The following is a 24,062-nucleotide window of genomic DNA, read 5'->3' on the forward strand; positions in this document are numbered from 1 at the left end:
AGAAGCGGTATGAGGCTGCCCGGGGCGTAAATGATCTACGCGTGACCTCACCGTGATGTCCGTTACTGCTCAAGCCTCATGAGCTGCGTACACTGCCTCCCCTCCCAAATACGTCAGGGCCACACCCGTCTCCGCGATCGCCTCGGTCGGCCCGTCGAACGGATCGCGGTCCAGGACCACGAGATCCGCCAGGGCACCCACCTGGATCAAGCCGGTGTCGTCGAGGTGGTTCACATGGGCCGATCCCGCGGTGTACGCGGTCAACGCCTCGGTGAGGCCGATGCGTTCGCCGGGCAGGAACACCGGGGCGCCGTCGCTCTCGGGCGCCACGCGGTTGACCGCGACATGGATGCCCTGGAGCGGGTCGGGGCTGCTGACCGGCCAGTCGCTGCCCGCCGCGAGCCGGGCGCCGGAGCGCAGCAAGGCCCCGAACGGGTACTGCCACGCGGCCCGTTCGGCCCCCAGGAAGGGAATGGTCAGCTCGTCCATCTGCGGTTCGTGCGCGGCCCACAGCGGCTGGATGTTCGCGGTGGCGCCCAACTCGGCGAAGCGCGGCACGTCGTCGGGGTGCACGACCTGAAGGTGCGCCAGATGCGGCCGGGTGTCGCTCGGCCCGTTCGCGGTACGCGCGGCCTCGACCGCGTCCAGGGCGTCGCGTACGGCCCGGTCGCCCAGCGCGTGGAAGTGGCACTGGAAGCCGAGCGCATCCAACTCGGTGACGTACTTGGGGAGTTGACCGCGATCGATGAAGCTTGTGCCCCGATTTGCCGTCGCGCAGCCGCACTTGTCCAGATACGGGTCGAGCAGCGCCGCCGTGCCGTTCTCGGCGACCCCGTCCAGCATCAGCTTGACGCTGGTCGCCCGGAACCGGCCGTGGCTCAACGCGGCCCGCTTCTCGACGAGTTCGGGAATCTGCTCGGCCCCGCGCTCCCGGTCCCACCACAGCGCTCCGACCACCCGCGCGGTCAGCGAGCCGTCGCGGGCGGCCGCCAGATACGCCCCGGCCGGGTCGTCCATGCCGAGGAAGTCCCCGACGAGCGCGTCCTGCCAGGCCGTGATGCCGAGCGCGTGCAGATGACGCTGCGCGTGCAGCAGCGCAGCCAGCCGGTCGGCCGCGGTGGCCGGGGGAGTGAGCCGCCCGACGAGCTGCATCGCCCCCTCCTGCAGCGTGCCGCTCGGCGCGCCCGACGTGTCCCGCTCGATGCGCCCGTCGGCCGGATCCGGAGTGTCGCGGCCGATGCCCGCGAGCTCCAGGGCACGGCTGTTGACCCAGGCGCCGTGATGGTCCCGGTTGGGCAGGTAGACGGGCCGGTCGGGTACCGCCGCGTCCAGCAGCTCCTTGGTCGGCGTACCGCCCTCGAAGGCCTCCATGGACCAGCCGCCGCCGAGGATCCACTCCCGCTCGGGATGCGCCTCGGCGTACGCGCGGACGGCGGCGACCGTCTCCTCGGCAGTCCTGCTCCCGGTCAGATCGCACTGGCTCAGCTCGAGGCCCGCCGGGATCGGATGGACGTGTGCGTCCTGGAAGCCCGGCAGCAGCAACCGCCCGGCCAGGTCGACCACTTGGGTCCGCGGCCCGGCGAGATCCAGGACCTCGTCGTGCCCGACGGCGGTGATGCGGTCGCCGGTGACGGCCACGGCAGTGGCGGTGCGGCCCTCGGGGGTGAGGACCGGGCCGCCCGTGAAGAGAAGATCTGCGTGCATGTTCCGTTTCCTGGTGGGGGTCAGTTGGGAGTGGCCAGCAGCTGCGGCGCGTCGGCGTCCGTGCCGTCGCCCGTCCTGAAGTACGGCGACCTGCGCACCCACTTGGCCCACACGGCGGCCACGAAACCGGACACGATCATCGCCAGGGGAGTGAGCAGCAGGAACCAGCCGTTGTCCGCGCGGAGTTCGAGGTGGTCGGTGGAGGTGTAGAAGGACCAGCCGAGGTAGCCGCCGAGGCCGAGCAGCGCGGCGGCGCTCAGCGCGGGCAGCACCACCGCCCGTATGCCCTGCCGCCAGTCCTCGCGCAGCAGCGAGCGGAAGCGTACGGCGGCCGCGAGTGCGGTCAGTGCGTACGAGAGGGCGACCACGATGCCCACGGCGCTCACCGTCGCCATGATCATGTCCGCGAGCCGCGGAATGACCAGGGCGAGCGCCGCGATCGCCGTCGCCAGCGCGCCGATCAGCAGCGTCCCGATGGCCGGAGTCCCGTACCGGGAGCTGACCTTGGACCACACCGGCCCGAGGGTACGGTCCCGGCTCATCGCGAACATCGCCCGGGCCGTCGGGATCACCCCGGCCTGCAGCGAGGCGACCGCCGAGAACATCAGCGCCACGAGAGGGAGTGCGGCCCAGGGCTGGGACGCCAGGCGGTCGCCGAAGTACGCCAGTCCCTGGGCACCGTGGCCCGCCAACTCCGGCTCGGACAGCACCCGTTGGAAGGCGACCGAGCCGAACAGGAACAGCGCCAGCATGGTGACCAGAGTGATGAGCCCGGCGCGGGAGGCGTCCCGAGGGTCGCGCACCTCCTCGTTGACGCTGAACGCGGCCTCGAAGCCCCAGTAGCAGAACACCGACAGCAGCAGCCCCTGCGCGAGCGCCGACGCCGACGGGATCGCGAACGGGTCGAACCAGCTCAGGCTGAAGGCGTGCGGGCCGTGGACGATGCCGTATCCGCAGAACCCGAGCAGCACGACGTACTCGAAGACCAGCAGCCCGGTCTGCAGCCGTGCCGCCGTGCGGATGCCGGTGACCGCGGTGAGCGTGACCGCGACCAGCACGACGATGCCGATCGCGGTCGTCTGCGCCGTCGAGCCCGGGTCCAGGGCGAGTCCGGCCACCCGGTGCAGCCCGGCCTCTCCGGCGAGCTGGATCAACGCAGAGCCGGTGACCGCGGTCGTGTACGCGAGGAACGCCAGCGTCGCCACGATGTTCACCCAGCCGACCATGAAACCGAGCCACGGGCTGAGCGAACGGCCCACCCACACATAGCCGTTGCCGGCGTTGGGCTCCACCCGGTTCAGCCGGGAGTAGGCGCCCGCGATGCCGAGGATCGGCAGGAACGCGAGCAGCATGATCGCCGGCAGATGCAGGCCGACCACGCCGGCCGTGACGCCCAGGCCGATGCCGATGCTCGTGGTCGCGGCCGTGCTGGACGCGGCGATGGCGACGCCGTCCAGGACGCCGAGGGATTTGCGCAGCGCGGGCCGCGCGGGTGGGTCTGCACCGAAGGGCTGGTCGGACATGGCCGGTCTCCGCTCGCACCTGGGGGGCCGGTCGGCCCCGGTGACCGCACATGAAACTGCGCGGGGCTTAACAGGTCAACGGTGTTGTCGTAAGGTGCCGGGCAGTGGGGCCGTCCGAGGGAGGCGGTCGACGTTCGAGGGAGGCAGTGCATGAGCGAGCGCGTCGTCCCGGCCACCGCGCGGCAGCGCAGACGCCCGACCAAGCAGGGCGTCGTCCTGTCCGAGGAGCTGATCGTCGAGACGGCCCTCAGACTGATCGAGGAGCACGGCGCCGACGCCCTGTCCGTGCGCCGTCTGGGCCGCGCCCTCGGCTCGGACCCCAGCTCGCTGTACCGCTACTTCCGGCACACCGACGACCTGATGCTCGCCATCGCCGACGAGCTCATCGGCCGTACGCTGCGCACCTGGCGCCCCACCGGCGACTGGCGCGCCGACCTGCGCGACCTCGGCCTGCGCATGCACGCCGGAGCCCTCGCCCATCCCCGGGCGGCCGTCCTGAGCTCGTACCGGGTGACCGGACGGGCGTACGAGATCCAGGCCGTCGAGACCATCCTGGGCGTGCTCCGCGACGCCGGCTTCCCCGACGCCGACGCGGTGCGGATCTACCACGCCTTCGTCGACCAGGCCCTCGCCTTCGGCGCCCTCGACTCGGCGAGCGTCGCGATGCCGAGGGCCGCACAGGAGGCGGAGACGGCCGTGTGGCGGGCCACGTACGCCCGGCTGTCCGCCGACACCCACCCGCACATCGCCGCGACGGCCCGCCACCTGGTGGCCGACATGCGGCACAGCTCCTACCCGGCGGCCCTGGACCTGCTGCTCAGCGCGGCGGCGACGCGGCTGGCGGAATCCCGGGCGGGAGGAGATCCCAACGATCAGACTGGGCAGGCCAGTTGACCATGTCCCGCGAGGAGGCCCGACCGCCCATGACCGCACCCGCCGCACGCACTCCCAAGCAGCGCAAGCAGGACACCCTGCACCGCCTGGAGCACGACGTCGACGCCTGGGTCGCCACCGCCGGTGCCGACGGCGGAGCGCCGTACCTCGTGCCGCTGTCCTTCCGCTGGGACGGCGAGACCCTGCTGCTGGCCACCCCGGCCAAGAGCCCCACCGGACGGAACCTGACAACGTCCGGCAGAACGCGCCTCGGCATCGGCGAGACCCGCGACGTCGTGCTCGTCGAGGGGTCCGTGGACTCGCTGACCCCCGCCGAGCTGTCCGCGGAGGAGGGCGATCTCTTCGCGGCCCACACCGGGTTCGACCCGCGCCAACTGGCCACGCCCTACCTGTACTTCCGCGTTCGCCCCGGCCGCATCCAGGCCTGGCGCGAGGCCGACGAACTGGACGGGCGGGAGCTGATGCGGGACGGGGAGTGGCTCCACGCCGACTGAATCGGCCGAAGGGGGATATCCGTGAGGTACAGGGCCGCGGGGTACAAGCCCCGCGCCCCGGACCGTTCGGAGGAGACATGCCACTGGTGGAAGCGGGCTACGTGGTGCTCGACTGCGCCGAGCCCGAGAAGCTCGCCGTGTTCTACAAGGAACTGCTGGAGGCCGAGCAGACGGACGCGACCGCCAACCGCGTGGAGATCAGGGCCGCCGACGGTATCCGGCTCGCCTTCCGCCGCGACGCGAAGGCGACGCCGCCGAGCTGGCCCCGTCCCGAGAACTCCCTCCAGGCCCACCTGGACTTCGCGGTGGAGGACCTGGACGCGGTGGAGCGCAAGGTCGTGGAACTCGGCGGACGTCCGCTGGAGACCAAGGACGCGTCCGGCCCCTTCGAGGAACGCGGCTACGCCGACCCGGCGGGCCACTCCTTCACCCTTCGCAAGGCCACACCCACCGCCCCCAAGCAGGGCTGACCCGGGGCCTGCCCGGTCAGTCCCGGCCGCCCTTGTCGTCGGTCGGCCACACGCCCGTCGACCGCTCGATGGCCTTCGCGCCCCCGCGGTCCACGGCGCTGCGCACCACGGCGAAGATGGCGCCCTGGACCGCGGCGGCCAGCAGGATCTCCCCCCAGCCGCGGTCCCGGTCCAGGGCGTCGGGGGCGTCCTCCTCGTGCCGTAGCGCCATCCACGTCTTCTGGAAGGCGAGCCCCGCCAGCCAGCCGCTCGACCAGCCCAGGACGAACCCGAGGGGCTTGTAGGCGAGGGGGAGCTTCAGCTTCTTCTTCTTGGCCATGAATCTCTCCAAACGTTGTCGGGCCTGCGTCGGTCAGGGCCGTCCCTGTGCCGGGACCTCCTCGCCCGCCGGAACGGGCCCGGGCGGTGTCCCGTCGCCGAACGGACGGCCGCCCAGCTCCTGGCGGTGATGGGCCGTCAGCCAGCCGGACAGGTCCGGTCCGAGGGGCACGATGCGGGTCGGGTTGATGCCGGTGTGCACCTGGTGGTAGTGCCGTTTGATGTGGTCGAAGTCGACGGTGTCACCGAAGCCCGGCGTCTGGTAGAGGTCGCGGACGTACGCCCACAGGACCGGGTTCTCCGCCAGCTTCCAGCGGTTGCACTTGAAGTGGCCGTGATAGACCGCGTCGAAGCGGACCAGCGTGGTGAACAGCCGGATGTCCGCCTCGGTGATCGTGTCGCCGACGAGATAGCGCTGCCGCTCGAGGCGCGGCGTGAGCAGCTCCAACCGCCGGAACACGCCGGCGCAGGCGGCCTCGTACTCCTCCTGGTCGGTGGCGAAGCCCGCCCGGTACACCCCGTTGTTGACGTCCTCGTAGACGTCCGCCATCACCGTGTCGATCTCGTCGCGCAGGTCGTGCGGGTACAGGTCGGGGGCGCCGTCGCGGTGCAGGGCGGTCCACTCGGTGGCGAGGTCGAGGGTGATCTGCTGGTAGTCGTTGGTGACCAGCTTCCCGCTCGGTACGTCGACGACGGCGGGCACGCTGACCCCGCCCGGGTAGTCGCTCTCCCGCTTGTCGTAGGCCTCGGCGAGGAAGCGGATGCCGAGGACCGGGTCGCGGCCGTCCGGGTCCAGGGTGAAGCGCCAGCTGCGGTCGTCCTGGATCGGGTCGGCGATCGCCATCGACAGCGACTCCTCCAGGCCGAGCAGCCGCCGGGAGACCACCGCGCGGCTCGCCCACGGACAGGCACGGCTGACCACCAGCCGGTAACGGCCCGCAGCCACGGGCCAGCCGTCGCGGCCGTCCGCCGTGATCCGGTCCGTGAAGTGACTCTTGGACCGCTTGAACGTCTTCCTGCCGTACTCGTCGTTGCCCCCGCCCATGATTCCTCCCTGCGGTGTCCGTGCCCTGCCGGCCGTTTGCCCCCGCGTTCGTTCCCCTGAGTTCCCCGTTTTCCGCCGCCCGCACGGTGTGAGCCGCCGGCAGAGGGGCAGTCGGCGAAGGTGAGCGGGACACCCTCGGACAAGAAGGCGGACCGGAGGACACGCGTCACCGTGCTGGTGGCGCTCGCGGCCAATCTGGTGATCGCGGCGGCCAAGGCCGTCGGCGGCCTGATGGCCGGATCGCCGGCCCTGCTGTCGGAGGCGGCGCACTCCGTCGCCGACAGCCTCAACGAAGTGTTCCTGCTGGCCGCGCTGCGCCGCAGCCGCCGCCCCGCCGACCGGCGCCACCCCTTCGGCTACGGCAAGGAACGGTTCTTCTGGTCGCTGCTCGCCGCCGTCGGGATCTTCGTGATGGGCGGCTGCTTCTCCTTCTTCCAGGGCTTCGAAGCTCTCAGGAACGGTGCCGAGGAGAAGCTCAGCGGATACGTGGCGGGCCTGATCGTGCTCGGCGTGGCCTTCCTCGCCGAGGGCGCCTCGCTGCTGCGGGCCCTGCACCAGGTGCACCGGCAGGGCGGCTGGGGCGGCCTGCGCGACCCGGCGCTGCGCACGGTGGTCGCCGAGGACGGCACGGCCGTGCTCGGCGTGACGCTGGCCGCCGTGGGGATGGCGCTGCACATGGTCACCGGAGAGGTGGTGTGGGAGGCATCGGCCTCGTTCGCGATCGGCGCGCTGCTCGTCTTCGTCGCCTTCCACCTCGGCCGCGAGGCACGCGACCAGCTGATCGGGGAGGCCGCCGACCCGGAGGCGGACCGGCGGATCCGGTGCCTGCTGGATGCGCAGCCCGAGATCGACAGCGTGGAGGCGCTGTTCACCATGAAGACGGGCCTGGACACGGCCCTGGTGGCCGCCCGCGTGGACCTGGTGCCCGGCATGGACAGCGAGCGGGTGGAGGAGGTCGCCGTCCGGATCAAGCGGTCCGTCGCGAACAGCGTGCCCGAGGCGGACCAGATCTTCCTCGACATCACCGACCGGCCGGCCGAGGAGGCACGAGAAAGCCCCGCCGCGACGGGGGAACGCGGCGGGGCCTGACGCACGGGTGCCCGGCGGATGCGGCTTCATGCGTCTTTCGGCGAAGATTTTTCCGGCAACGTTCTCAAGGCTGCTCGGGAACCCCCTCAGGGTTCGACCACGAACACCGGAATCTGCCGGTCCGTCTTCTTCTGGTAGTCGGCATACGGCGGATACGCCGCCACGGCACGCTCCCACCACTCGGCCCTCTCCGCGCCGGTGACCTCGCGGGCCGTCATGTCCTGCTTCACCGGCCCGTCCTGGAGCTCCACTTGGGGATCCCCCTTGACGTTGAAGTACCAGACCGGGTGCTTGGGCGCACCGCCCTGCGAGGCGACCAGCGCGTACCGTCCGTCGTGCTCGACGCGCATCAGCGGCGTCTTGCGGATCTTGCCGCTCTTCGCACCGCGGGTCGTGAGCACGATGACGGGCAGGCCCGTGTCCATCAGCGTCGTGCCCTCCGTGCCGCCGGAGCTCTCGTACAGCTCCACCTGATCGCGCACCCACTGTGCCGGGCTGGGTTCGTACTCGCCCTCAAGAGGCATGGCATCCGTCCCATCGTCGGGTTCTACGGCTGACGGGCCATTTCAACACCTGCACGCGCGGGATTCATCCACCCCGCGCGGCTCGGCCATATCCGGCGGTCCGTCCGCGCCATCGGGCGTCCCTATCGCGCCAGCTTCGCCGTCCTGCCGTACGGCGATCACGGGGTCCGGGACCGCAGAGGCGGGCATCACCGGCCAGATTGGGGCCGCCACCGATCTGGCCGAACTTCACGTCGCCCCATAGATGCCCCGGGCATCTAATGAAGATCTGCACGACGCACTCTTCGTCTGCGAGGTCTTCCATGACGGCAACGGAACCCGTCGCGTTCCCCCAGGACCGGACCTGCCCCTACCACCCGCCCACCGCCTACGAGCCCCTGCGTGCCGATCGCCCGCTGACCCGGGTCACGCTCTACGACGGCCGGCAGGTCTGGCTGGTCACGGGGCACGGCCTCGCCCGCGACCTGCTCGCCGACCAGCGCCTGTCGACCGACCGCACCCATCCCGACTTCCCGGCGCCCACCGAGCGGTTCGCGGCGGTGAAGAACCGGAGGGTCGCGCTGCTCGGCGTCGACGACCCCAAGCACCGCACCCAGCGGCGCATGATGGTCCCCAGCTTCACCCTCCGCCGCGCCGTCGAACTGCGCCCGGAGATCCAGCGCATCGTGGACGAGCGGATCGACGCGATGATCGCGCAGGGCCCGACCGCCGAACTCGTGAGCGCCTTCGCGCTGCCGGTGCCGTCGATGGTGATCTGCGCGCTGCTCGGCGTCCCCTACGCCGACCACGACTTCTTCGAGGGGCAGTCGCGCCGGCTGCTGCGCGGCCCGACGGTCGACGACGTGCAGGACGCCCGTAACCAACTGGACGCCTATTTCGAGGAGTTGATCGACCGCAAGCTGAAACAGCCCGAGCCCGGCGACGGCGTGCTGGACGAACTCGTCCACCAGCAGCTGCGGGAAGGCGTGCTGGACCGCCAGGAAGTCATCTCCTTCGCGACCATCCTGCTGGTCGCCGGCCACGAGACGACCGCCAACATGATCTCCCTCGGCACCTTCACGCTCCTCCAACACCCCCAGCGGCTGGCCGAGTTGCGTGACGACCCCGGGCTGATCCCCGGTGCGGTCGAGGAACTGATGCGCATGCTGTCGATCGCGGACGGACTGCTGCGCAGGGCCACCGAGGACATCGAGGCGGGCGGCTCGACCATCCGCGCGGGCGACGGCGTGGTCTTCGCGACCTCGCTCATCAACCGCGACCAGGACGTCTACGCCGACCCCGACTCCCTCGACTGGCACCGGCCCGCCCGCCACCACGTCGCGTTCGGCTTCGGCATCCACCAGTGCCTCGGCCAGAACCTGGCCCGCGCCGAGCTGGAGATCGCCCTGCACACCCTCTTCGACCGGCTGCCGACGCTCCGCCTCGCCGCCCCGCCCGAGGAGATCCCCTTCAAACCCGGCGACACGATCCAGGGGATGCTGGAACTCCCCGTGACCTGGTAAGAGGCTCGAGGCCATGCACACCGACACGCGTATCGAGATCGACAAGGACGCCTGCATCGGCGCCGGCCAGTGCGCCCTGGCCGCACCGAGCGTCTTCACCCAGGACGACGACGGATTCAGCACGCTGCTGCCGGGCCGCGAGGACGGCGGCGGCGACCCGATGGTCCGCGAGGCGGCCCGGGCCTGCCCGGTCAGTGCCATCACGGTGTCCGACGGCTGAACTCAGCGGGCCCGCAGCAGGAGGCGCGCCGCCTCGCGCGCCTCCTGGGCGGGCTCCGTACTCGGCGTTGTGCCGGCGGCGACCATGGCGCCCTCGGCCAGCAAAAACAGCTGCCCGGCCAGGATGCCGGGCAGCCCCGCGTCCGCCACCAGCCCGGCGAGGTAGTCGCGGAACGCCCGCTTGTGCGCCCGCACCTGGGCCACCACACGCTCCGACGTGGCCCCCAGCTCGCCGTAGGCATTGATCCACGCACACCCGCGGAATCCGTCCTCGCCGAACCACTGCTCCAGCCAGTCGAAGACCGCCAGGATCCGCTCCTCGGGGTCCTCGTGGCGCTCCACGAACTCGGCGAGCCGCCCGCGCCAGCGCACGTCGCGCCGCTGCAGATACGCCTCGACGAGCTGTTCCTTCGCCGGGAACAGCTGGTACAGCCGCTTGAGCGAGACGCCGGAGGCGCCGCGGATGTCGTCCATGCCGACGGACTGGATGCCCCGCCCGTAGAACAGCTCCTCGGCGGCGTCCAGCGCCTGCTCCCGGGCGGCTGCGCTGTCCATGACGGCCATGCGGCGTACGACCTTCCTTGACGTGAGAACGCGCGTTCTCCTACGGTAGCAGCCGACCGGAGAACGCACGTTCTCCATCGTTGTCCGTCCGTCGAGGAGGAGACCGTGACCGACCGTCCGCCCCGGCCCCCGTTCACCCGCGAGACCGCCGCGCAGAAGGTCCAGGCCGCCGAGGACGCCTGGAACACCCGCGATCCGCACAAGGTGGCGCTCGCCTACTCGGAGGACTCGGTGTGGCGCAACCGCGACGCCTTCGTCACCGGCCGCGCCGCGATCGTCGAGTTCCTGACCGCCAAGTGGGAGCGCGAGCTGGACTACGCGCTGCGCAAGGACCTGTGGGCCTACGACGGCAACCGCATCGCCGTCCGCTTCCAGTACGAATCCCGGGACGCCGGCGGCCAGTGGTGGCGCTCCTACGGCAACGAACTGTGGGAGTTCGACGAGCATGGCCTGATGACCCGCCGCGAGGCCAGCATCAACGACGTACCCATCGAGGAGAAGCAGCGCCGCATCCACGGCCCGCGCCCCGAAGCCGAACGCGGACGGTCCTTCCCGCTCGAATAGGGTTCCCGCGTGACCGAACAGGCCGAGAAACCCTTCCTCTACGTCGTCGTCTGCGCCGCCGGGATCGCCGCGGACGTCAGCAAGCTGATCACCGCCGCGCAGGAGCGGGACTGGGAGGTCGGCGTCATCGCGACGCCGGTCACCATGAACGGCTTCTTCGACACCGCCGCCGTCGAGGCGCAGACCGGCCGCCCGATCCGCTCCGCCTGGCGCACGCCCGGCGATCCGCGGCCCTTCCCGCCGCCGGACGCCGTCGTGGTCGCGCCCGCCACCTTCAACACGATCAACAAGTGGGCGGCGGGCCTGGCGGACACCCTCGCCGTGGCCACCCTGTGCGAGACGTACGGCCTGGGCGTCCCGGTGGCCGTACTCCCTTGCGTGGCCGACGCGTTGGCCGCCCACCCCGCCTACCAGGACAGCCTGATACGCCTGCGCGCGATGGGCGTCCGCTTCGGCGAGCCGTACTCCGGCGAGGTGGGGCAGGACGGTGTGCGGCCGGAGTTCGGGTGGGAGCGGGCGCTGGACCTGCTCGGGTGAGTCAGACGGTGACCTCCAGCGGGGACCCGGTCGGCAGCCAGCGGAAGCGTTCGCGGATCTCGGCGGGAGCCTTCGCCAACTCGGCCTCCACCGTCCGACGGCCCTCCTGGAAGTGGGACCAGCCCTCGTAGTGGACGGGCAGCGCGGTGTGCGGGCGCAGCAGGCGGCACAGCTCCACGGCACGGGACGCCGTCATCGTGTAGCGGACCGGCCCGGTCACGGGGAAGCGCACGCCGCCCAGGTGCAGCAGCGCCGTGCCGACGGTCATCCGGTGCGCGACCTCGCGTACCCCGTCGTACAGGACCGTGTCCCCGGAGATCCACAGTGCGCCGTGCTGCTGGCCTTCCCAGCGCAGCGCGAAGCCCGCCACGTCGCCGACGAACGGGTGGGACAGGGGCGGCCCGTGGCGTGCGGGTGTGGCGGTGACCTCGATGGTGGGGCGGTCCGGGGCCTGAAGGCGCCAGGTCGTCCACGGGGCCAGTCCACGCGAGTTGCCGCCGAGGCGACGCGACCCGGGCGGTGTGGTCAGGACGACGTCCGCCGTCGGCAGCAGGTCGCGTCCGGCCGCGTCGAGGTTGTCGGCGTGGTGGTCGTGGGTGAGCAACACCGCGTCCAGCGGCGGGAGTTCGGCGGCCTTGAGAGCGGGGCCGGCGGTCTTGCGCGACGAGGTGCCGTAGCCGAAGGAGTAGCGGCGGCCGGGCGGGTCGAACGTCGGGTCCGTCAGCAGACGCCATCCGGCGGCCTCGATCAGCGTGGTCGGGCCGCCGATGTGGGTGATGCGGGCCTCGGTCATGCGTGGTCCCTTCCGGATGCCCGGGGCGGTGCACCGCCCCGGGCGCACGGCGTCAACGGGCGTGCGAGAGAGCCCAGTCGAGGGCGTGGTCGGCGACCTCCTCCCAGCCGGGCGCGGCGGGCAGCAGGTGCGGCATGCCCGGGAACTCCTTCACCTCCGTGACCGTGTTCGACTTGTAGTGGCGGGCGTTGGACTGCTGCACCTTCGGCGGCATCAGATGGTCCTGCTCGCCGGAGATGAACAGCAGCGGAGCGCGGGCGTCGTTGTGGTAGTCGACGTACGTGCTCTGGTGGCCCGGGCGCAGCGTGGCCAGGGCGCTGTCCCAGAAGATGGCGCCGGAGGCGGGGATCGCATAGCGCTCGTACAGCGCCCGGGACTCCTCCTCGGAGAACGTGTTGGTGAAGGCGTAGTGCCACTGCTCGGCCGTCAGGCCCACCGCCCGGTGCCGGTTGGCCGGGTTCTTCAGCACCGGGAAGGCCGACTTGATCTGGGTCAGCGGCACCACGGCCACACCCTCCGTGGGCGCGGAGTTCATCGCCACGCCCGCGGCGCCGTGGCCGCGGTCCAGCAGCAGTTGCACGAAGACGCCGCCGGCGGAGTGGCCGATCAGGATCGGCGGCCGGTCCAGTCCGCGGACCACGTTCTCCAGGCTCTCGACGATCTGCGGGACGGTGACCTGCTCGATCGGGGCGGGGTCGGCGTTCAGGGACTCGACCTCCGCCTCGAAACCGGGATAGGCGGGCGCGAGCACGCGCAGACCCCGCTTCTCGTAGTGGGCGACCCAGTGCTCCCAGCTCCTCGGAGTGACCCAGAAGCCGTGGACGAGGACGACGGTGTCCGGAGCGGTCATGTCTCCTCCCTTCCTTCCGGAGGCGTCAGCGGGTGGCGCGGTGGGCGGCCTCGATCTGCCGGACGACGGCGTCCGGGTGCGACATCATCACGACGTGCGAGGCGCCCTTGACCTCGACGGTCCTGCTCTTGGCGCGGTCGGCCATGAAGCGCTGCACCGCGGGCGGAATGACACGGTCGGCGCCGGCCACGACGTACCAGGACGGCAGGCTCTTCCACGCCGGTACGCCGCTCGGGGCGCCCAACCCGCCCACGGCGCCCGGGCGTTGGGCGGCCGCCATCAGGCGGGTCACCGAGCGCGGCAGGTCCTGGGCGAACACGTCGTGGAACTTCGCCGGGTCGATGTAGCCGTCGGTCCCGGTGGTGCCGTCGGGCAGCGGGAACGGACGGGTCAGCAGCGCGTCCGGCAGCCCGCTCCCCGGGAACTTCCCGGCCAGCTGCAGCGCGCTCTCGCCCTCGTCCGGGGCGAAGGCCGCGACGTAGACGAGAGCCCTGACGCCGGCCCGCCCCCGCCCCGCGTTGGTGATCACCTCGCCGCCGTAGGAGTGGCCGACCAGGATGACCGGACCGGGGATCGTGTCGACGACGCTGCCGATGTACGCCGAGTCGCCGGCCAGGTCGCGCAGTGGGTTGGCCGGGGCGATGACCTCGTAACCCGCCTTCTGCAGGCGGGAGCTGACGTCGTTCCAGCCGGAGGCGTCGGCGAAGACACCGTGGACCAGGACGACCGTCGGTCTGCCGCCGCCTTCCGTGCGGACGTCGGCCGAGGCGGGCGTGGCGGCGGTGCCGAGGGTGACGGCACCTCCGGCCGCCAGCAGCCCGCCGAGGACGCGCCGGCGGGGATGACTTTCGGGGACCATCCGATGGGTTCCTTCCGGTGTCAGGAGTTGAGGAACTCGAGGAGGTCGGCGCTCAGTTGGTCCTTGTGCGTGTCCGTGATGCCGTGCGGTGCGCCCGGGTAGACCTTCAGCGAGGCGGTCTTGACGCGGTCCGCCGATGCCTTGCCGCCCACCTCGAACGGCACGACCTGGTCGTCGTCGCCGTGGATGACCAGGGTGGGCACGTCGACGGCGTCCAGATCCGTGCGGAAGTCGGTCGCGGAGAAGGCGGCGATGCACTCGTAGGCGTTTCGGTGGCCGGCCTCCATGCCCTGGCGCCAGAAGGCGTCCCGGGCGCCCTGCGAGACATTGGCGCCGGGCCGGTTGTTGCCGAAGAACGGCCCGTCGGCCAGGTCGCGGTACAGCTGCGAGCGGTCGGCCAGGGACCCGGCACGGATCGCGTCGAAGACCTCGATCGGCACCCCGCCCGGGTTGTCGTCGGTCCTGAGCATGAACGGCGGAACGGCGGAGACCAGCACGAGCTGTGCGACGCGCGCGGTGCCGTGCCGGCCGATGTAGCGCGCGACCTCGCCGCCGCCGGTGGAGAACCCGATGAGCGTGACGTCGCGCAGGTCGAGCGTGTCGACGAGGGTGGCCAGGTCGTCGGCGTAGGTGTTCATCTCGTTGCCGTGCCAGGTCTGGGTGGACCGGCCGTGGCCGCGCCGGTCGTGGGCGATCACCCGGAAGCCGTGCGAGGCGAGGAACAGCTGCTGCGCCTCCCAGCTGTCCGAGTTGAGCGGCCAGCCGTGACTGAGGACGACGGGGCGGCCCACACCCCAGTCCTTGTAGAAGATCTCGGCTCCGTCGGCTGCGGTGACGTACGGCATTGTGAGTCCTCTCGTTCGTGGGACGTGTTCGACGCGTCGAGCGTCATACGGATGCCCGCACCCCCGAATCCCGTGGAACGCGTAGTCGGGACCCGGACTCAGAGCTCCGGCGCCCGCCTGAGCTGTCGCCGGGAGGTGACGTCGAGCTTCCGGAAGATCTTCCGAAGGTGGTAGTCGACCGTGCTCGCGCTGATGAACAGCTGCGCGGCGATCTCGGCGTTGGTCGCGCCGCTCTTCGCGAGCCGCGCGATGGTGAGTTCCTGCGGGGTCAGCGCACTGGCCGCCCCCGCCTGCGCCCGCTGCGGATGCTCTCCGGTCGCCGCCAGTTCCTGGGCGGCGCGGGCCGCGTATCCCGTGGCCCGCATGCGGTCGAACAGCTCCCAGGCCGTGCGCAGTTGGTCGCGGGCGTCCCTGCGGCGCCTGCGGCGGCGCAGCCATTCGCCGTACAGGAGATGGGCGACGGCGAGGTCGGACCGGGCCCGGGTGCCGGACAGCATGGAGATCGCCTCGCGGTACAGGGGCTCGGCCTCGCTCGCCGGGGCGAGCAGGGCCCGGCAGCGGGCCAGCAGGCCGAGCGCCCACGGCGTGCCGGTGGCCGTGGCCCGGGAGGCCAATTTGCGCAGGGCGGCCATGGCCAGGACGCGGTCGCCGCAGCGCACGGCCGCCTCGACGAGGTGGGGGAGGAGGCGGGAGTGGTAGCCGATCAGGTCGTGCTCGATCAGTTCGTGGAGGATGGTGCGGGCGCGGGCGTAGTCGCCGCCGCCGAGGGCGAGGATCACCATGCCGATGCGGGCGATGGACTCGACCGCGCCGTTGCCCAGCCAGCTGCCGGCCTCCATCGACCCGCGCAGCGCCGCCTCGAGGTTCTGTGCCTCGGCATGCCAGGCGAGCAGTTCGGGATGCCGGTACAGGGCCCACATGTCGTCGGTGGCGCCGATCGCCGCGCGGATCTGGGTGCCCTGCGCCTGCACCTCGTCCGCCGTCGTCAGTTCGCCGAGGATCGTCTCGTGCATCACCGTGCAGTACAGGGCGGTGTCCAGCTGCGTCAGGGCGCCGGCCCTGCGGGCGGCGTCCGCGGCCCGGGCCATGACCGCGCTCTGCGCGTCCGCGTCCCACAGCATCATCGACAGGGTGACCGCGGGCAGATAGGCGCGCAGCACCTCCTCGTCGGGCGTGCGTGGGTCCACGACCACCGAGTGGGCCTGCCGCATGTGCGGTACGGCGCGCTCGTAGCCCTCGGTGACCAGCACGGCGAAGGCGCGCAGCACGAGGTCGCTGCCGGTCGCGGGGGCCGAGCGCGGCAGCAGGTCGTCGATGGCCCGCGCGATGTCGCCCGGTGTCACGTCGCGTATCAGGTGCTCCGCGGAGATGGCCCGGTCGACGGCTCGCAGCAGTGCTTCGCGGGCGAGGCCGGGGGCGCCGTCGGCGAGGGACCGAGCGGCGTACAGGCACAGCGCCGGGGCCCCGGCGAACGCCCCGGCGTCGCCCAGCAGGGAGATCGCGTGCGCCCGCACCAGCAGCGCCCGGCCCCGGCCCACGTCACCCAGCAGCCCCACGTCGATGCGGTCGAGCAGCGACTCCGCCTGCAGCGGCGCCCCGGCCGTGAGCGCCGCCTCGGCAGCCGAGAGCAGCCGCCCGGCCCGCACCTCGCCCTCCGGGGTCAGCTCGGCCGCCCGGGTCAGAAAGGTGGCGCGGGCCGCGTGGCCGCCGCGCGCGCCCGCCCGGTCGGCGGTCCGCTCCACTTCCGCGGCGACGGCCTCGTCCGGCCCGAACGCCGCGGCGGCCAGGTGCCAGGCCCTGCTGTCCGTGTCGGCCGGCCGGTCGGTGACCTCGGCCAGCGCGGCGTGCGCGCGCCGCCGCTCGACGCCGGTCGCCCCGCCGTACACCGCCGAACGCACCAGCGGATGCCGGAAGTCCGCGGCCGCGCGCAGCACCACGAGCCGCGCCGCCTCGGCCGGCCCGGAGGCCTCGGGATCGCAGCCGAGCAGCTTCGCCGCGGCCGTGACGTACCCCAGGTCCCCGCCCGGCTCGGCGGCCGCGAGCAGCAGCCAGGTCCGCGTCGACTCCGGCAGCTCACGGACCCGTTGCAGGTAGTGCTCCTCCAACGTGCGGCCCACCGGCAGGGGTTCGGGCAGCGCCAGCGAGCCGGCGAGCTGGTCGGCGGTCAGCTCCTGGCCGAGGTCGGCCAGCGCGAGCGGGTTGCCCGCCGTCGCGGCCACGATCCGCGCCGCGACCCGTCCGTCCAACGGCCGGGACACCGCTTCCCGCAGCAGCTCCAGGGCGAACGGCTCCTCCAGACCGGCGACTTCGGTGACGGGCAGCCCGGCGGGCACATCGAATCCGGTGCGCGCGGCGAACAGTAGGCCCACGCCCTCCGCGTGCACCCGCCGCCCCACGAAGGCGAGCACCGCAAGGGACTCGTCGTCGAGCCACTGGGCGTCGTCGACGCAGGCCAGCACCGGCCGCTGCTTCGCCGCCTCCGCGAGCAGCGTCAGCGTCGCGAGGCCCACCAGGAACCGGTCGGCGGGCGGCCCGTCGGCCAGCCCGCAGGCCACCCGCAGCGCCTCGTGCTGGGCCGCGGGCAGCGCACCCGGCTCCTTGAGCTCCTCGACGAGCGGAACCAGCAGCCGGTGCAGCGCGGCGAACGGGAAGCCTGACTCGGCCTCCACCCCCGCCACCCGCAGGACCCGCAGATCCGCTGCCTCCCGGGCCGCATGGCCGAGCAGCGCGCTCTTGCCGATGCCGGCGTCACCCCACAGCACCGCGACCCTGCTGAGCCCCTCGCGCAGGGCGGCGACGAGGCCGTCGAGCTGCTCACGTTCCTGGACCCGCCCCTTGAGGATCACGCCAACGCCCTTCGGTGAGGCCCGCACGTGAAGGCCATCGGCAGTTTTCGTGAAGCTCGGTCATTCAAACAATTTCGGACGGGGACTGTACGGGGAACGTGAGTATGGATCTCAAACGCACTCCACGGTGGGGCCCGCCAGCATTCCGCCCGTGTACAACGCCTGGCCCTGCGGCATCCAGTAACCCAGCTTGGACACCACGGTGGAGCAGGTCTGCTGCGTCACCACGCGTACGACGACGGTCGAGGGCCGTCCCGGCTGGAGGTCGGTGAGTGCGCAGTCGAGGGCGTACGCGTTCCTCGTCGTCGCGGGGTAGCGGCCGATCAGCGGATTGACGCAGCGCGGATCGGACGTGGACAGCCGCACCCCCGTGCCCTCCTCGCCGATCAGCCCGAACCGGGCGCTGCCGTCCCCGTTCTCGCTGTCGCGGAAGATCCGGTACGTCAGTGTGGTCGCCGAATCGCGCCCCAGCGTGCTGCGGTCGACCTCGATGCGGTGCGTGGCCGGCGGCTTGGGCGCGGTCAGCGTCAGCGTGGCGCGGACGGTGCCCTGCAGGTCCACACCTGCGGGCGACGACGTCACGCGGACGTCGCCCTCGATGTCGTACGTCCCCGGACCGGGATAGTCGCCCGAGCCGGGAAGCTTCCCGGAGACCACCGTCACGCCGTTCTTCCGTGCGGTCCACGTGCCCGAGGTCAGACAGGCGAGGCCGGCGGCCGACCCGCTGCGACGGCATGCCGCCGGGGCCGACACCGCCATCATCGGGGTGCCGCTGCCCGCGCACAGGCTGACCGAGGCCCGCTGCCCGTCCGCGCCCCGCAGGACTCCCGCGGGTGCGCACAGCGTGGACGGTGCCGGGGGCGGGCTCGGGCTGCCCCAGGCGGGTGACACCAGGGCGAGCGGCAGCACTGCCGTCCCCAGCAGGAGCTTCAGCTTCGTCGGGCGTGTCGGCACCGGGTTCCTCCCGCACGGCCAGGACCGGCCGGACGCCGGTCACCTGCGCCGAGGATGCGGGAGCGCGCCGACCGCCCGGCCGCTCCCACGCCGGGCGGTCACCTGCGGGCAGCAACGATCAGTGCCCCAGTCGCCCCCTCAGCTCCGGCTGCAGCAGCTCGCCATGAGCTTCTACGAGGTCGTCGCACAGGTCCCAGATCCGTTCCACCGGCAGCGCGGCCGCCGTCGCCGGGTCGGCCATCGCGGCGTGCCGGATGTGCCGCGGGTCGCCGTCCGTGGCCGCGCGGACCACCAGGTCGGTGACGGAGACGTACGCGCGGTTGAGGGCCGCGCACTGGGGTGGCAGGGCGCCGACGCGGGTGGGCTGGACGCCCAACGCGTCGACGAGGCACGGGACTTCGACGACCGAGTCGGCCGGCAGGTTGTCGATCAGGCCGCGGTTGGGGACGTTGCCGTAGACCGTGCGGGGCGTCCCGGTGACCGTGCTGTGGATGATCTGCGGGGCGTACTCCAGGGTGCCCTCCACGGGGAGGGGGCGGCCCGCGGCGAGGGCCTCGCGGGTGTGCTCGTAGCTCGCCGCGTTCTCCTCGATGATCTTCAGGTAGGCGCCGACGGGCAGCCGCAGCCGCTCGATCTCGCTGTCGTGGTGCAGATACCAGGGCACGTACTCGGAGGAGTGCTCGCTGGTCTCGGTCGGGTAGTGGCCCAGCCTGCGGTACATGTCCACGCGGACGCGGCGCAGCAGACCGGGGTCGCGGGTGATCGCCTCGTCCAGCAGGGGGTACAGACTCTGTCCCTCGCGTTCGAAGCGCAGCACCCACGCCTGGTGGTTGACGCCCGCGGCCATATAGGAAACCTCCTCGAAGGGCACACCGACCAGGGCGGACAGGTCGTGCATCGTCCAGTACACCGAGTGGCACAGGCCGGTGACCTTCAACTCCGGGGCGATACGGCTCAGATAGAGCACGTTCATCGCCATCGGGTTGGTGTAGTTCAACAGGTGGGCGCCCGGGCAGAGTTCGGCCATGTCCTCGGCGATTCCCTTGAGGACGGGGAAGGTTCGCAGCGCGCGGAAGATACCGCCGACGCCGAGCGTGTCGCCGATCGTCTGGCGCAGCCCGTAGCGGGCCGGTACGGCGAAGTCGGTGCGGGTGGCCGCGTCCATGCCGACCTGGACGATGTTGACGACGAAGTCGGCGTCCGCCAGGGCCGCCCGCCGCTCCAGATGCGCGGTGATCACCGGCTTCGCTCCGCGCACCTCCGCGATGTGGCGGGCGGCGCCCTCCGCCGTCGCCAGCCGCTGCGGGTCGATGTCGTGCAGGGCGATCCGGGCGTGCGCGAGCTCGGGGAAGGCGAACAGATCGGCCAGCAGGCCCTGCGTGAACACCACGCTGCCCGCCCCCACGAACACGATCTTCATCTGGTCCCTTTCGGATCGGTGGCGGCACAGGCCTGCTCCCACGTCGGCTGCGCCGCCGTACCGCCGTGGTCGAGCGTCGACAGTGAGCCGCATGCGACGGCGAGCGTCAGCGACGTGCGCAGGTCCAGTCCGCGCAGTCGTGCGGCGACGAAACCGGCGTCGAAGCTGTCGCCGGCGCCCACGGCGTCGACCGGCTCGACGGGGACGGCCCCGGCGCGCAGCAGCCGTGTGCCCTCGCAGACGAGGGCGCCCCGGGCGCCGTCCTTGACGACGACCGTCGGTCCGTGCCGGGCCAACGAGGCTGCTGCATCGGCGAGTTGAGCCTCGCCGGACAGGGCGCGGGCCTCGGCCGCGTTCGGCAGCAGTACGTCGGTCACTTTCAGGACGGGCTCCAGGAGGGCGCGGTCCCAGCGGCCGGCCGGGTCGTCGTTGGTGTCGAGCGAGGTGGTCGCACCCTGCGCGCGGGCCTCGGCGTAGACGTCGGCCAGCGCGCTGGCGAGGCGCGGCATCAGGAAGAAGGAGGCGGAGTGGACGTGCCGCGCGGCGGCCAGCAGCTCTGCCGGTACGGCCTCGGGACCGGTCGCGGCCAGGCAGCCGGGGGAGGTGAGGATCGCCCGGTCGCCGTCGCCCGTGGTCACAATCGCCGTGAGGGGAGTGGGCAGTTGGGGATCCACGACCAGGTGGCCGACGTCGACACCCCGCGCGGCCAGCGCCTGCCGTACGAACGCCCCCGCCGGATCGTCGCCCACCCGCCCCGCGAACGCGACCCGCAACCCGAGCCGGGCCGCCCCGCACGCCATGATCGCCGCGGAACCGCCGAGCACCAACCGGCCGTGCTCGACGAGCCGTTCGCGCTGCCCGAACTCGATCCCGGTCACCGGGCCGACCACCACGTCCGGGTTGGCGTCCCCTATCACCAGCAGGTCGAAGGACAACCCGCTCACCCCTTGAGCCCGCTCGACGTCAACGACTGGATGAAGGTCTTCTGCGCCAGCAGGAACGCCACCAGCACCGGCAGCACCGTGATCACATTGCCCGCCATCACCGCCGACCACTTGATGTGGTGCTGCCCCTGAAAGGTCGTCAGGCCCAACTGGAGCGTGTACTTCGTGTCGTGGTTGATCGCGATCAGCGGCCAGGACAGGTCGTTCCAGGTGGTGAGAAAGGTCAGTACGGCGACCGTGGCGAGCGCGGGCCGGGCCAGCGGCAGCACGATCGAGAACAGCACCCGCAGGCGCGAACACCCGTCGATCCAGGCGGCCTCCTCCATCTCCCGCGGCAGGGACAGGAAGAACTGCCTGAACAGGAACACCGCGAACGGCGTCACCAGCGACGGCACGATCAGTGCGCCCAGCGTGTCGATCAGCCCGAACCACTTCATCACCAGGAACGTCGGGATCATCGTCAGCTGGAACGGCACCACCATCGTCGCCAGCATCAGCCCCAGCAGCAGCCGCGACCCGGCGAACCGCATCCGGGCGAACGCATAGCCGCCGAGCGCCCCCAGCAGCAGATTCGACACGACCGCGACGGACGCCACGATCAGCGAGTTGGCGAACCAGCGCGGGAACATCGCGTTGCCGAGGACGTACCGGTAGCCACCGAGATGGATGCCGTCCGGCCACAGCGCGGGCGGGAACCGGTTGATCTCCGCGTCCGACATCACCGAGCTGACCGCCAGCCACACCAGCGGCAGCGCGAACAGCAGCGCGACCGGCGCCAGCAGCAGATGGCGGCCGAGAGTCGACCTGCGCGCGCTCATCGGGCGGCTCCTTCCGTACGTTCCTGCCGGCGCCGTACGAGGTGCACCGCGCCGCCCCCGACCAGCAGGGCCAGCGCGAGGACGTAGGCCGCCGCGGCCCCGTACCCGGCGGTGAACAGCTGGAAGGCCTGCTGCCAGACGAAGTAGACGACGACGGTCGTCGAACCGAGCGGCCCGCCCTTCGTCGTCACATAGATCAGGTCGAACACCTGCAACGCGGTGATGATCTGCCACAGCAGCAGGAACACGGTGACGGGCGTGAGCGCCGGAAGTGTGACGTGGTGCAGCACCTGCCGCCGGTTCGCGCCGTCGATCCGCGCGGACTCGACGAGTTCGGGCGGCACGTCCTGCAGTGCGGCCAGATAGACGACCACGCAGAACCCGATCCCGCTCCACAGGGAGATCAGCACCAGCAGATAGAGCGCCTGGTCGGGGTCGGCGAGGAAGCCCTGCCGGGAGATCCCGAGGTGGTGCAGCAGGGCGTTGGCGGCGCCGAACTCCGGGTCGAGGATGAAGGAGAACAGCACGCCCTGGGCGGTCGCCGACACCACGAACGGGACGAACACCAGCGTGCGGTACAGGCCGATGAAGCGCATCCGGCGGTTCAGCGCCAGGGCCAGGGCGAGCCCGCCGACCAGGCTGAGCGGCACGAACAGGGCCGTGTACAGGAGCGTGTTCCCCACGGCCGTACGGAAGTTGGGATCCTGGACGAGTGCGTCGTAGTTCTCCAGACCCACCCAGCGGCCCGGGGTCACCAGGTCGTCCGCGCGGAAGGACAGCAGCAGCGACCAGACGACGGGCACGACGCTCAGGCCGAGGATCACCACGACCGACGGGCTGATGAAGGCCCAGGCCGTGGTGCGCTCGCGGCGGGCACGGCGGCGGGCGGCGCGGCGCGCGGCGGCCGGGTCGGCCACCGGGGTCTGCGGCGGGAGGGTGAGAGCGCGGGGCAGAGTGGACATGAGGGTCTCCCGTACCGGGGAAGTCACCTGGGGATCCGCAAGGCCGCGTCGGCCTTGTCGGCACAGCGGCGCAGGGCGTGGGCGGGCGAGTCCTTGCCGAGCAGGACGGAGACGATCGCCTCGCCCAGCGCCTGCGAGATCTGCGGATACGCGGCGTGGACGGGACGGACGCGGGCGGTGCGCAGGGAGTCGGTGAACACGTCGAGGCCCACCGTCGTGGCGCTGTGCCGCCGCCACTCCGGCCGGTTCGCGGCCTGTGTGGTGAGCGGGAGACTGCCCGCCGAGGCGTCCCAACGGACGTCCTGGACCGGACGGTTCATCCAGCGCACGAACTCCACGGCCGCACGCGAGCGGGCCGAGCCGTTGTCGAAGACCGTCCAGATGTCGGGCCCCGAGATGGTCACCGGCCGCCCGCTGTACGTCGGCAGCGGCACCACCCCGTAGTCCAGCTTGGCGCCGACGATGTCCGGCAGCTGCCACGGGCCGGTCCCGACCATCGCCATCCGGCCGCCCTGAAAGACCTGGTACATCTGCTCGCCGCCGCCCGACGGGTCGACGTACACACTCTTGTCGCGCACCAGTTGGGCGATCGTCTCCAGGGCCCGGGCGCCCTGGTCGGCGAAGCCGATGTGCCGGCCGTCGTCGGCGACCACCTCGCCGCCCAGGTCCCAGACCATCGGCCACAGCCGCCAGACGGTGTCCTCGTCGCCCGCCCCGGGCCAGCCGGTGCCGAACACACCCCGGCCGGGGTCGGTCAACTTCCGTGCGGTGTCGGTGAATTCGTCCCAGGACCAGCCCGCCCGGGGGTAGGGCACACCGGCGCGCCGGAACAGCTTCTTGTTGTAGACGACGCACAGCGAGTCGAGCACCGCGGGCGCCGCCCGCACCCGGCCGTTGAGCGTGACCGCGTCGCGCACCGGCTTCCAGAAGGCGTTCCAGGGCGTCGGCCCCTCGTGCATCGCGTCGGTCAGGTCGACCACGCGCGGGCTGCGCGCCACGCTCGCCAGGTCCGAGCCGAAGATGTAGGCGATGTCCGGATAGGAGCCGGCGGCCAGCGCCGCGGTCACCTTCTGGAGCATCGCGTCGGCGATGACCCCGCCACCGGCCGCCTCGACACGGATCTTCGGATGCGTTCGGTTGAACTCGGCGACCAGTGTCTCCAGGGCCTTGCGCGCGGTGTCGGCCTGCCCGTGCCACAGCTCCACGGTCACCCTGCCGTCGGCACCCACCCCGTCCGACGCACCACCCGCACAGCCGCTCACGGCGGCCATCGAGGCCGCACCGAGCAGCAGCCGACGACGTGACATCCCCTCGGTCATCGCCC

At 71.9% G+C, this 24,062-nt stretch carries 25 protein-coding genes; 8 read left to right on the top strand and 17 right to left on the bottom strand.

What is annotated here, in order from left to right:
- Positions 1 to 69: 69 nt before the first annotated feature.
- Together ACFY1L_RS31195 and ACFY1L_RS31200 are read right to left on the bottom strand one after the other, a co-directional pair.
- Complete coding sequence (locus tag ACFY1L_RS31195) at positions 70 to 1,704, bottom strand: amidohydrolase (RefSeq protein ID WP_388831483.1); 1,635 nt, start codon at positions 1,702 to 1,704, stop codon at positions 70 to 72.
- Positions 1,705 to 1,724: 20 nt separating this feature from the next.
- Positions 1,725 to 3,227 (bottom strand): APC family permease, encoded by a 1,503-nt coding sequence (locus ACFY1L_RS31200; RefSeq protein WP_388831485.1) that lies wholly within the window; start codon positions 3,225 to 3,227, stop codon positions 1,725 to 1,727.
- 150 nt (positions 3,228 to 3,377) lie between these two features.
- Here ACFY1L_RS31200 and ACFY1L_RS31205 point away from each other — a divergent pair, with 150 nt between their 5' ends.
- The 3 genes from ACFY1L_RS31205 (at position 3,378) to ACFY1L_RS31215 (ending at position 5,085) form a co-directional block, all read left to right on the top strand.
- Positions 3,378 to 4,121: a TetR/AcrR family transcriptional regulator gene (locus ACFY1L_RS31205; RefSeq protein ID WP_388831487.1), complete on the top strand. Its 744-nt coding sequence runs from the start codon at positions 3,378 to 3,380 to the stop codon at positions 4,119 to 4,121.
- Positions 4,122 to 4,150: 29 nt separating this feature from the next.
- A complete protein-coding gene (locus ACFY1L_RS31210) occupies positions 4,151 to 4,615 on the top strand; it encodes a pyridoxamine 5'-phosphate oxidase family protein (protein ID WP_388831489.1) in 465 nt (154 codons plus the stop codon).
- A 77-nt stretch (positions 4,616 to 4,692) separates the two neighbouring features.
- Positions 4,693 to 5,085 (top strand): VOC family protein, encoded by a 393-nt coding sequence (locus ACFY1L_RS31215; protein ID WP_388831491.1) that lies wholly within the window; start codon positions 4,693 to 4,695, stop codon positions 5,083 to 5,085.
- Positions 5,086 to 5,101: 16 nt separating this feature from the next.
- On the opposite strand, the gene ACFY1L_RS31220 is transcribed toward ACFY1L_RS31215, so the two are convergent.
- Both ACFY1L_RS31220 and ACFY1L_RS31225 read right to left on the bottom strand, forming a co-directional pair.
- Positions 5,102 to 5,404 (bottom strand): DUF4235 domain-containing protein, encoded by a 303-nt coding sequence (locus ACFY1L_RS31220; RefSeq protein ID WP_361272919.1) that lies wholly within the window; start codon positions 5,402 to 5,404, stop codon positions 5,102 to 5,104.
- A 33-nt stretch (positions 5,405 to 5,437) separates the two neighbouring features.
- Positions 5,438 to 6,448: a glutathione S-transferase family protein gene (locus ACFY1L_RS31225; RefSeq protein ID WP_388831493.1), complete on the bottom strand. Its 1,011-nt coding sequence runs from the start codon at positions 6,446 to 6,448 to the stop codon at positions 5,438 to 5,440.
- 120 nt (positions 6,449 to 6,568) lie between these two features.
- On the opposite strand from ACFY1L_RS31225, the gene ACFY1L_RS31230 reads away from it, so the two are divergent.
- A complete protein-coding gene (locus ACFY1L_RS31230) occupies positions 6,569 to 7,537 on the top strand; it encodes a cation diffusion facilitator family transporter (protein ID WP_388831495.1) in 969 nt (322 codons plus the stop codon).
- An 86-nt stretch (positions 7,538 to 7,623) separates the two neighbouring features.
- On the opposite strand, the gene ACFY1L_RS31235 is transcribed toward ACFY1L_RS31230, so the two are convergent.
- Positions 7,624 to 8,061: a nitroreductase family deazaflavin-dependent oxidoreductase gene (locus tag ACFY1L_RS31235; RefSeq protein ID WP_388831497.1), complete on the bottom strand. Its 438-nt coding sequence runs from the start codon at positions 8,059 to 8,061 to the stop codon at positions 7,624 to 7,626.
- Positions 8,062 to 8,363: 302 nt separating this feature from the next.
- On the opposite strand from ACFY1L_RS31235, the gene ACFY1L_RS31240 reads away from it, so the two are divergent.
- Both ACFY1L_RS31240 and ACFY1L_RS31245 read left to right on the top strand, forming a co-directional pair.
- Complete coding sequence (locus tag ACFY1L_RS31240) at positions 8,364 to 9,563, top strand: cytochrome P450 (protein WP_388831499.1); 1,200 nt, start codon at positions 8,364 to 8,366, stop codon at positions 9,561 to 9,563.
- Positions 9,564 to 9,576: 13 nt separating this feature from the next.
- On the top strand, positions 9,577 to 9,783 hold the full coding sequence (locus ACFY1L_RS31245; protein ID WP_388831501.1) for a ferredoxin: 207 nt from the start codon (positions 9,577 to 9,579) through the stop codon (positions 9,781 to 9,783).
- 2 nt (positions 9,784 to 9,785) lie between these two features.
- On the opposite strand, the gene ACFY1L_RS31250 is transcribed toward ACFY1L_RS31245, so the two are convergent.
- Positions 9,786 to 10,337, bottom strand: a complete 552-nt coding sequence (locus ACFY1L_RS31250) for a TetR/AcrR family transcriptional regulator (protein ID WP_388831882.1) — start codon at positions 10,335 to 10,337, stop codon at positions 9,786 to 9,788.
- A gap of 114 nt (positions 10,338 to 10,451) precedes the next feature.
- On the opposite strand from ACFY1L_RS31250, the gene ACFY1L_RS31255 reads away from it, so the two are divergent.
- Both ACFY1L_RS31255 and ACFY1L_RS31260 read left to right on the top strand, forming a co-directional pair.
- On the top strand, positions 10,452 to 10,910 hold the full coding sequence (locus ACFY1L_RS31255; RefSeq protein WP_388831503.1) for a nuclear transport factor 2 family protein: 459 nt from the start codon (positions 10,452 to 10,454) through the stop codon (positions 10,908 to 10,910).
- A gap of 9 nt (positions 10,911 to 10,919) precedes the next feature.
- Complete coding sequence (locus ACFY1L_RS31260) at positions 10,920 to 11,447, top strand: flavoprotein (RefSeq protein WP_388831505.1); 528 nt, start codon at positions 10,920 to 10,922, stop codon at positions 11,445 to 11,447.
- 1 nt (position 11,448) lies between these two features.
- Here ACFY1L_RS31260 and ACFY1L_RS31265 read toward each other — a convergent pair whose 3' ends face one another.
- The 11 genes from ACFY1L_RS31265 to ACFY1L_RS31315 all read right to left on the bottom strand — a co-directional run bounded on the left by ACFY1L_RS31265 (position 11,449) and on the right by ACFY1L_RS31315 (position 24,057).
- Complete coding sequence (locus ACFY1L_RS31265; protein ID WP_388831507.1) at positions 11,449 to 12,240, bottom strand: MBL fold metallo-hydrolase; 792 nt, start codon at positions 12,238 to 12,240, stop codon at positions 11,449 to 11,451.
- 52 nt (positions 12,241 to 12,292) lie between these two features.
- Positions 12,293 to 13,090, bottom strand: a complete 798-nt coding sequence (locus ACFY1L_RS31270; protein ID WP_388831509.1) for an alpha/beta hydrolase — start codon at positions 13,088 to 13,090, stop codon at positions 12,293 to 12,295.
- A gap of 25 nt (positions 13,091 to 13,115) precedes the next feature.
- Entirely contained in the window at positions 13,116 to 13,949 is an 834-nt protein-coding gene (locus tag ACFY1L_RS31275; RefSeq protein WP_388831511.1) for an alpha/beta fold hydrolase, read from the bottom strand.
- Between the two features lie 20 nt (positions 13,950 to 13,969).
- Entirely contained in the window at positions 13,970 to 14,794 is an 825-nt protein-coding gene (locus ACFY1L_RS31280; RefSeq protein WP_388831513.1) for an alpha/beta fold hydrolase, read from the bottom strand.
- Positions 14,795 to 14,892: 98 nt separating this feature from the next.
- Positions 14,893 to 17,640 (bottom strand): AAA family ATPase, encoded by a 2,748-nt coding sequence (locus ACFY1L_RS31285; protein WP_388831515.1) that lies wholly within the window; start codon positions 17,638 to 17,640, stop codon positions 14,893 to 14,895.
- A 111-nt stretch (positions 17,641 to 17,751) separates the two neighbouring features.
- A complete protein-coding gene (locus ACFY1L_RS31290) occupies positions 17,752 to 18,594 on the bottom strand; it encodes a hypothetical protein (protein ID WP_388831517.1) in 843 nt (280 codons plus the stop codon).
- A gap of 118 nt (positions 18,595 to 18,712) precedes the next feature.
- Complete coding sequence (locus ACFY1L_RS31295; RefSeq protein WP_388831519.1) at positions 18,713 to 20,014, bottom strand: alpha-glucosidase/alpha-galactosidase; 1,302 nt, start codon at positions 20,012 to 20,014, stop codon at positions 18,713 to 18,715.
- Complete coding sequence (locus ACFY1L_RS31300) at positions 20,011 to 20,949, bottom strand: carbohydrate kinase family protein (protein WP_388831520.1); 939 nt, start codon at positions 20,947 to 20,949, stop codon at positions 20,011 to 20,013. The genes ACFY1L_RS31295 and ACFY1L_RS31300 overlap by 4 nt, the downstream gene beginning before the upstream one ends.
- Positions 20,950 to 20,954: 5 nt before the next feature.
- Entirely contained in the window at positions 20,955 to 21,776 is an 822-nt protein-coding gene (locus tag ACFY1L_RS31305; RefSeq protein WP_388831522.1) for a carbohydrate ABC transporter permease, read from the bottom strand.
- Positions 21,773 to 22,738, bottom strand: coding sequence for a carbohydrate ABC transporter permease (locus ACFY1L_RS31310; RefSeq protein WP_388831524.1), 966 nt, complete (start codon positions 22,736 to 22,738; stop codon positions 21,773 to 21,775). Before ACFY1L_RS31310 ends, ACFY1L_RS31305 begins: the two co-directional genes overlap by 4 nt.
- Before the next feature lie 23 nt (positions 22,739 to 22,761).
- Positions 22,762 to 24,057 (bottom strand): ABC transporter substrate-binding protein, encoded by a 1,296-nt coding sequence (locus ACFY1L_RS31315; protein WP_388831526.1) that lies wholly within the window; start codon positions 24,055 to 24,057, stop codon positions 22,762 to 22,764.
- Positions 24,058 to 24,062 lie beyond the last annotated feature (5 nt).

The sequence above is a fragment of the Streptomyces sp. NPDC001663 genome (assembly GCF_042893105.1).
Taxonomy (GTDB): Bacteria; Actinomycetota; Actinomycetes; order Streptomycetales; family Streptomycetaceae; genus Streptomyces.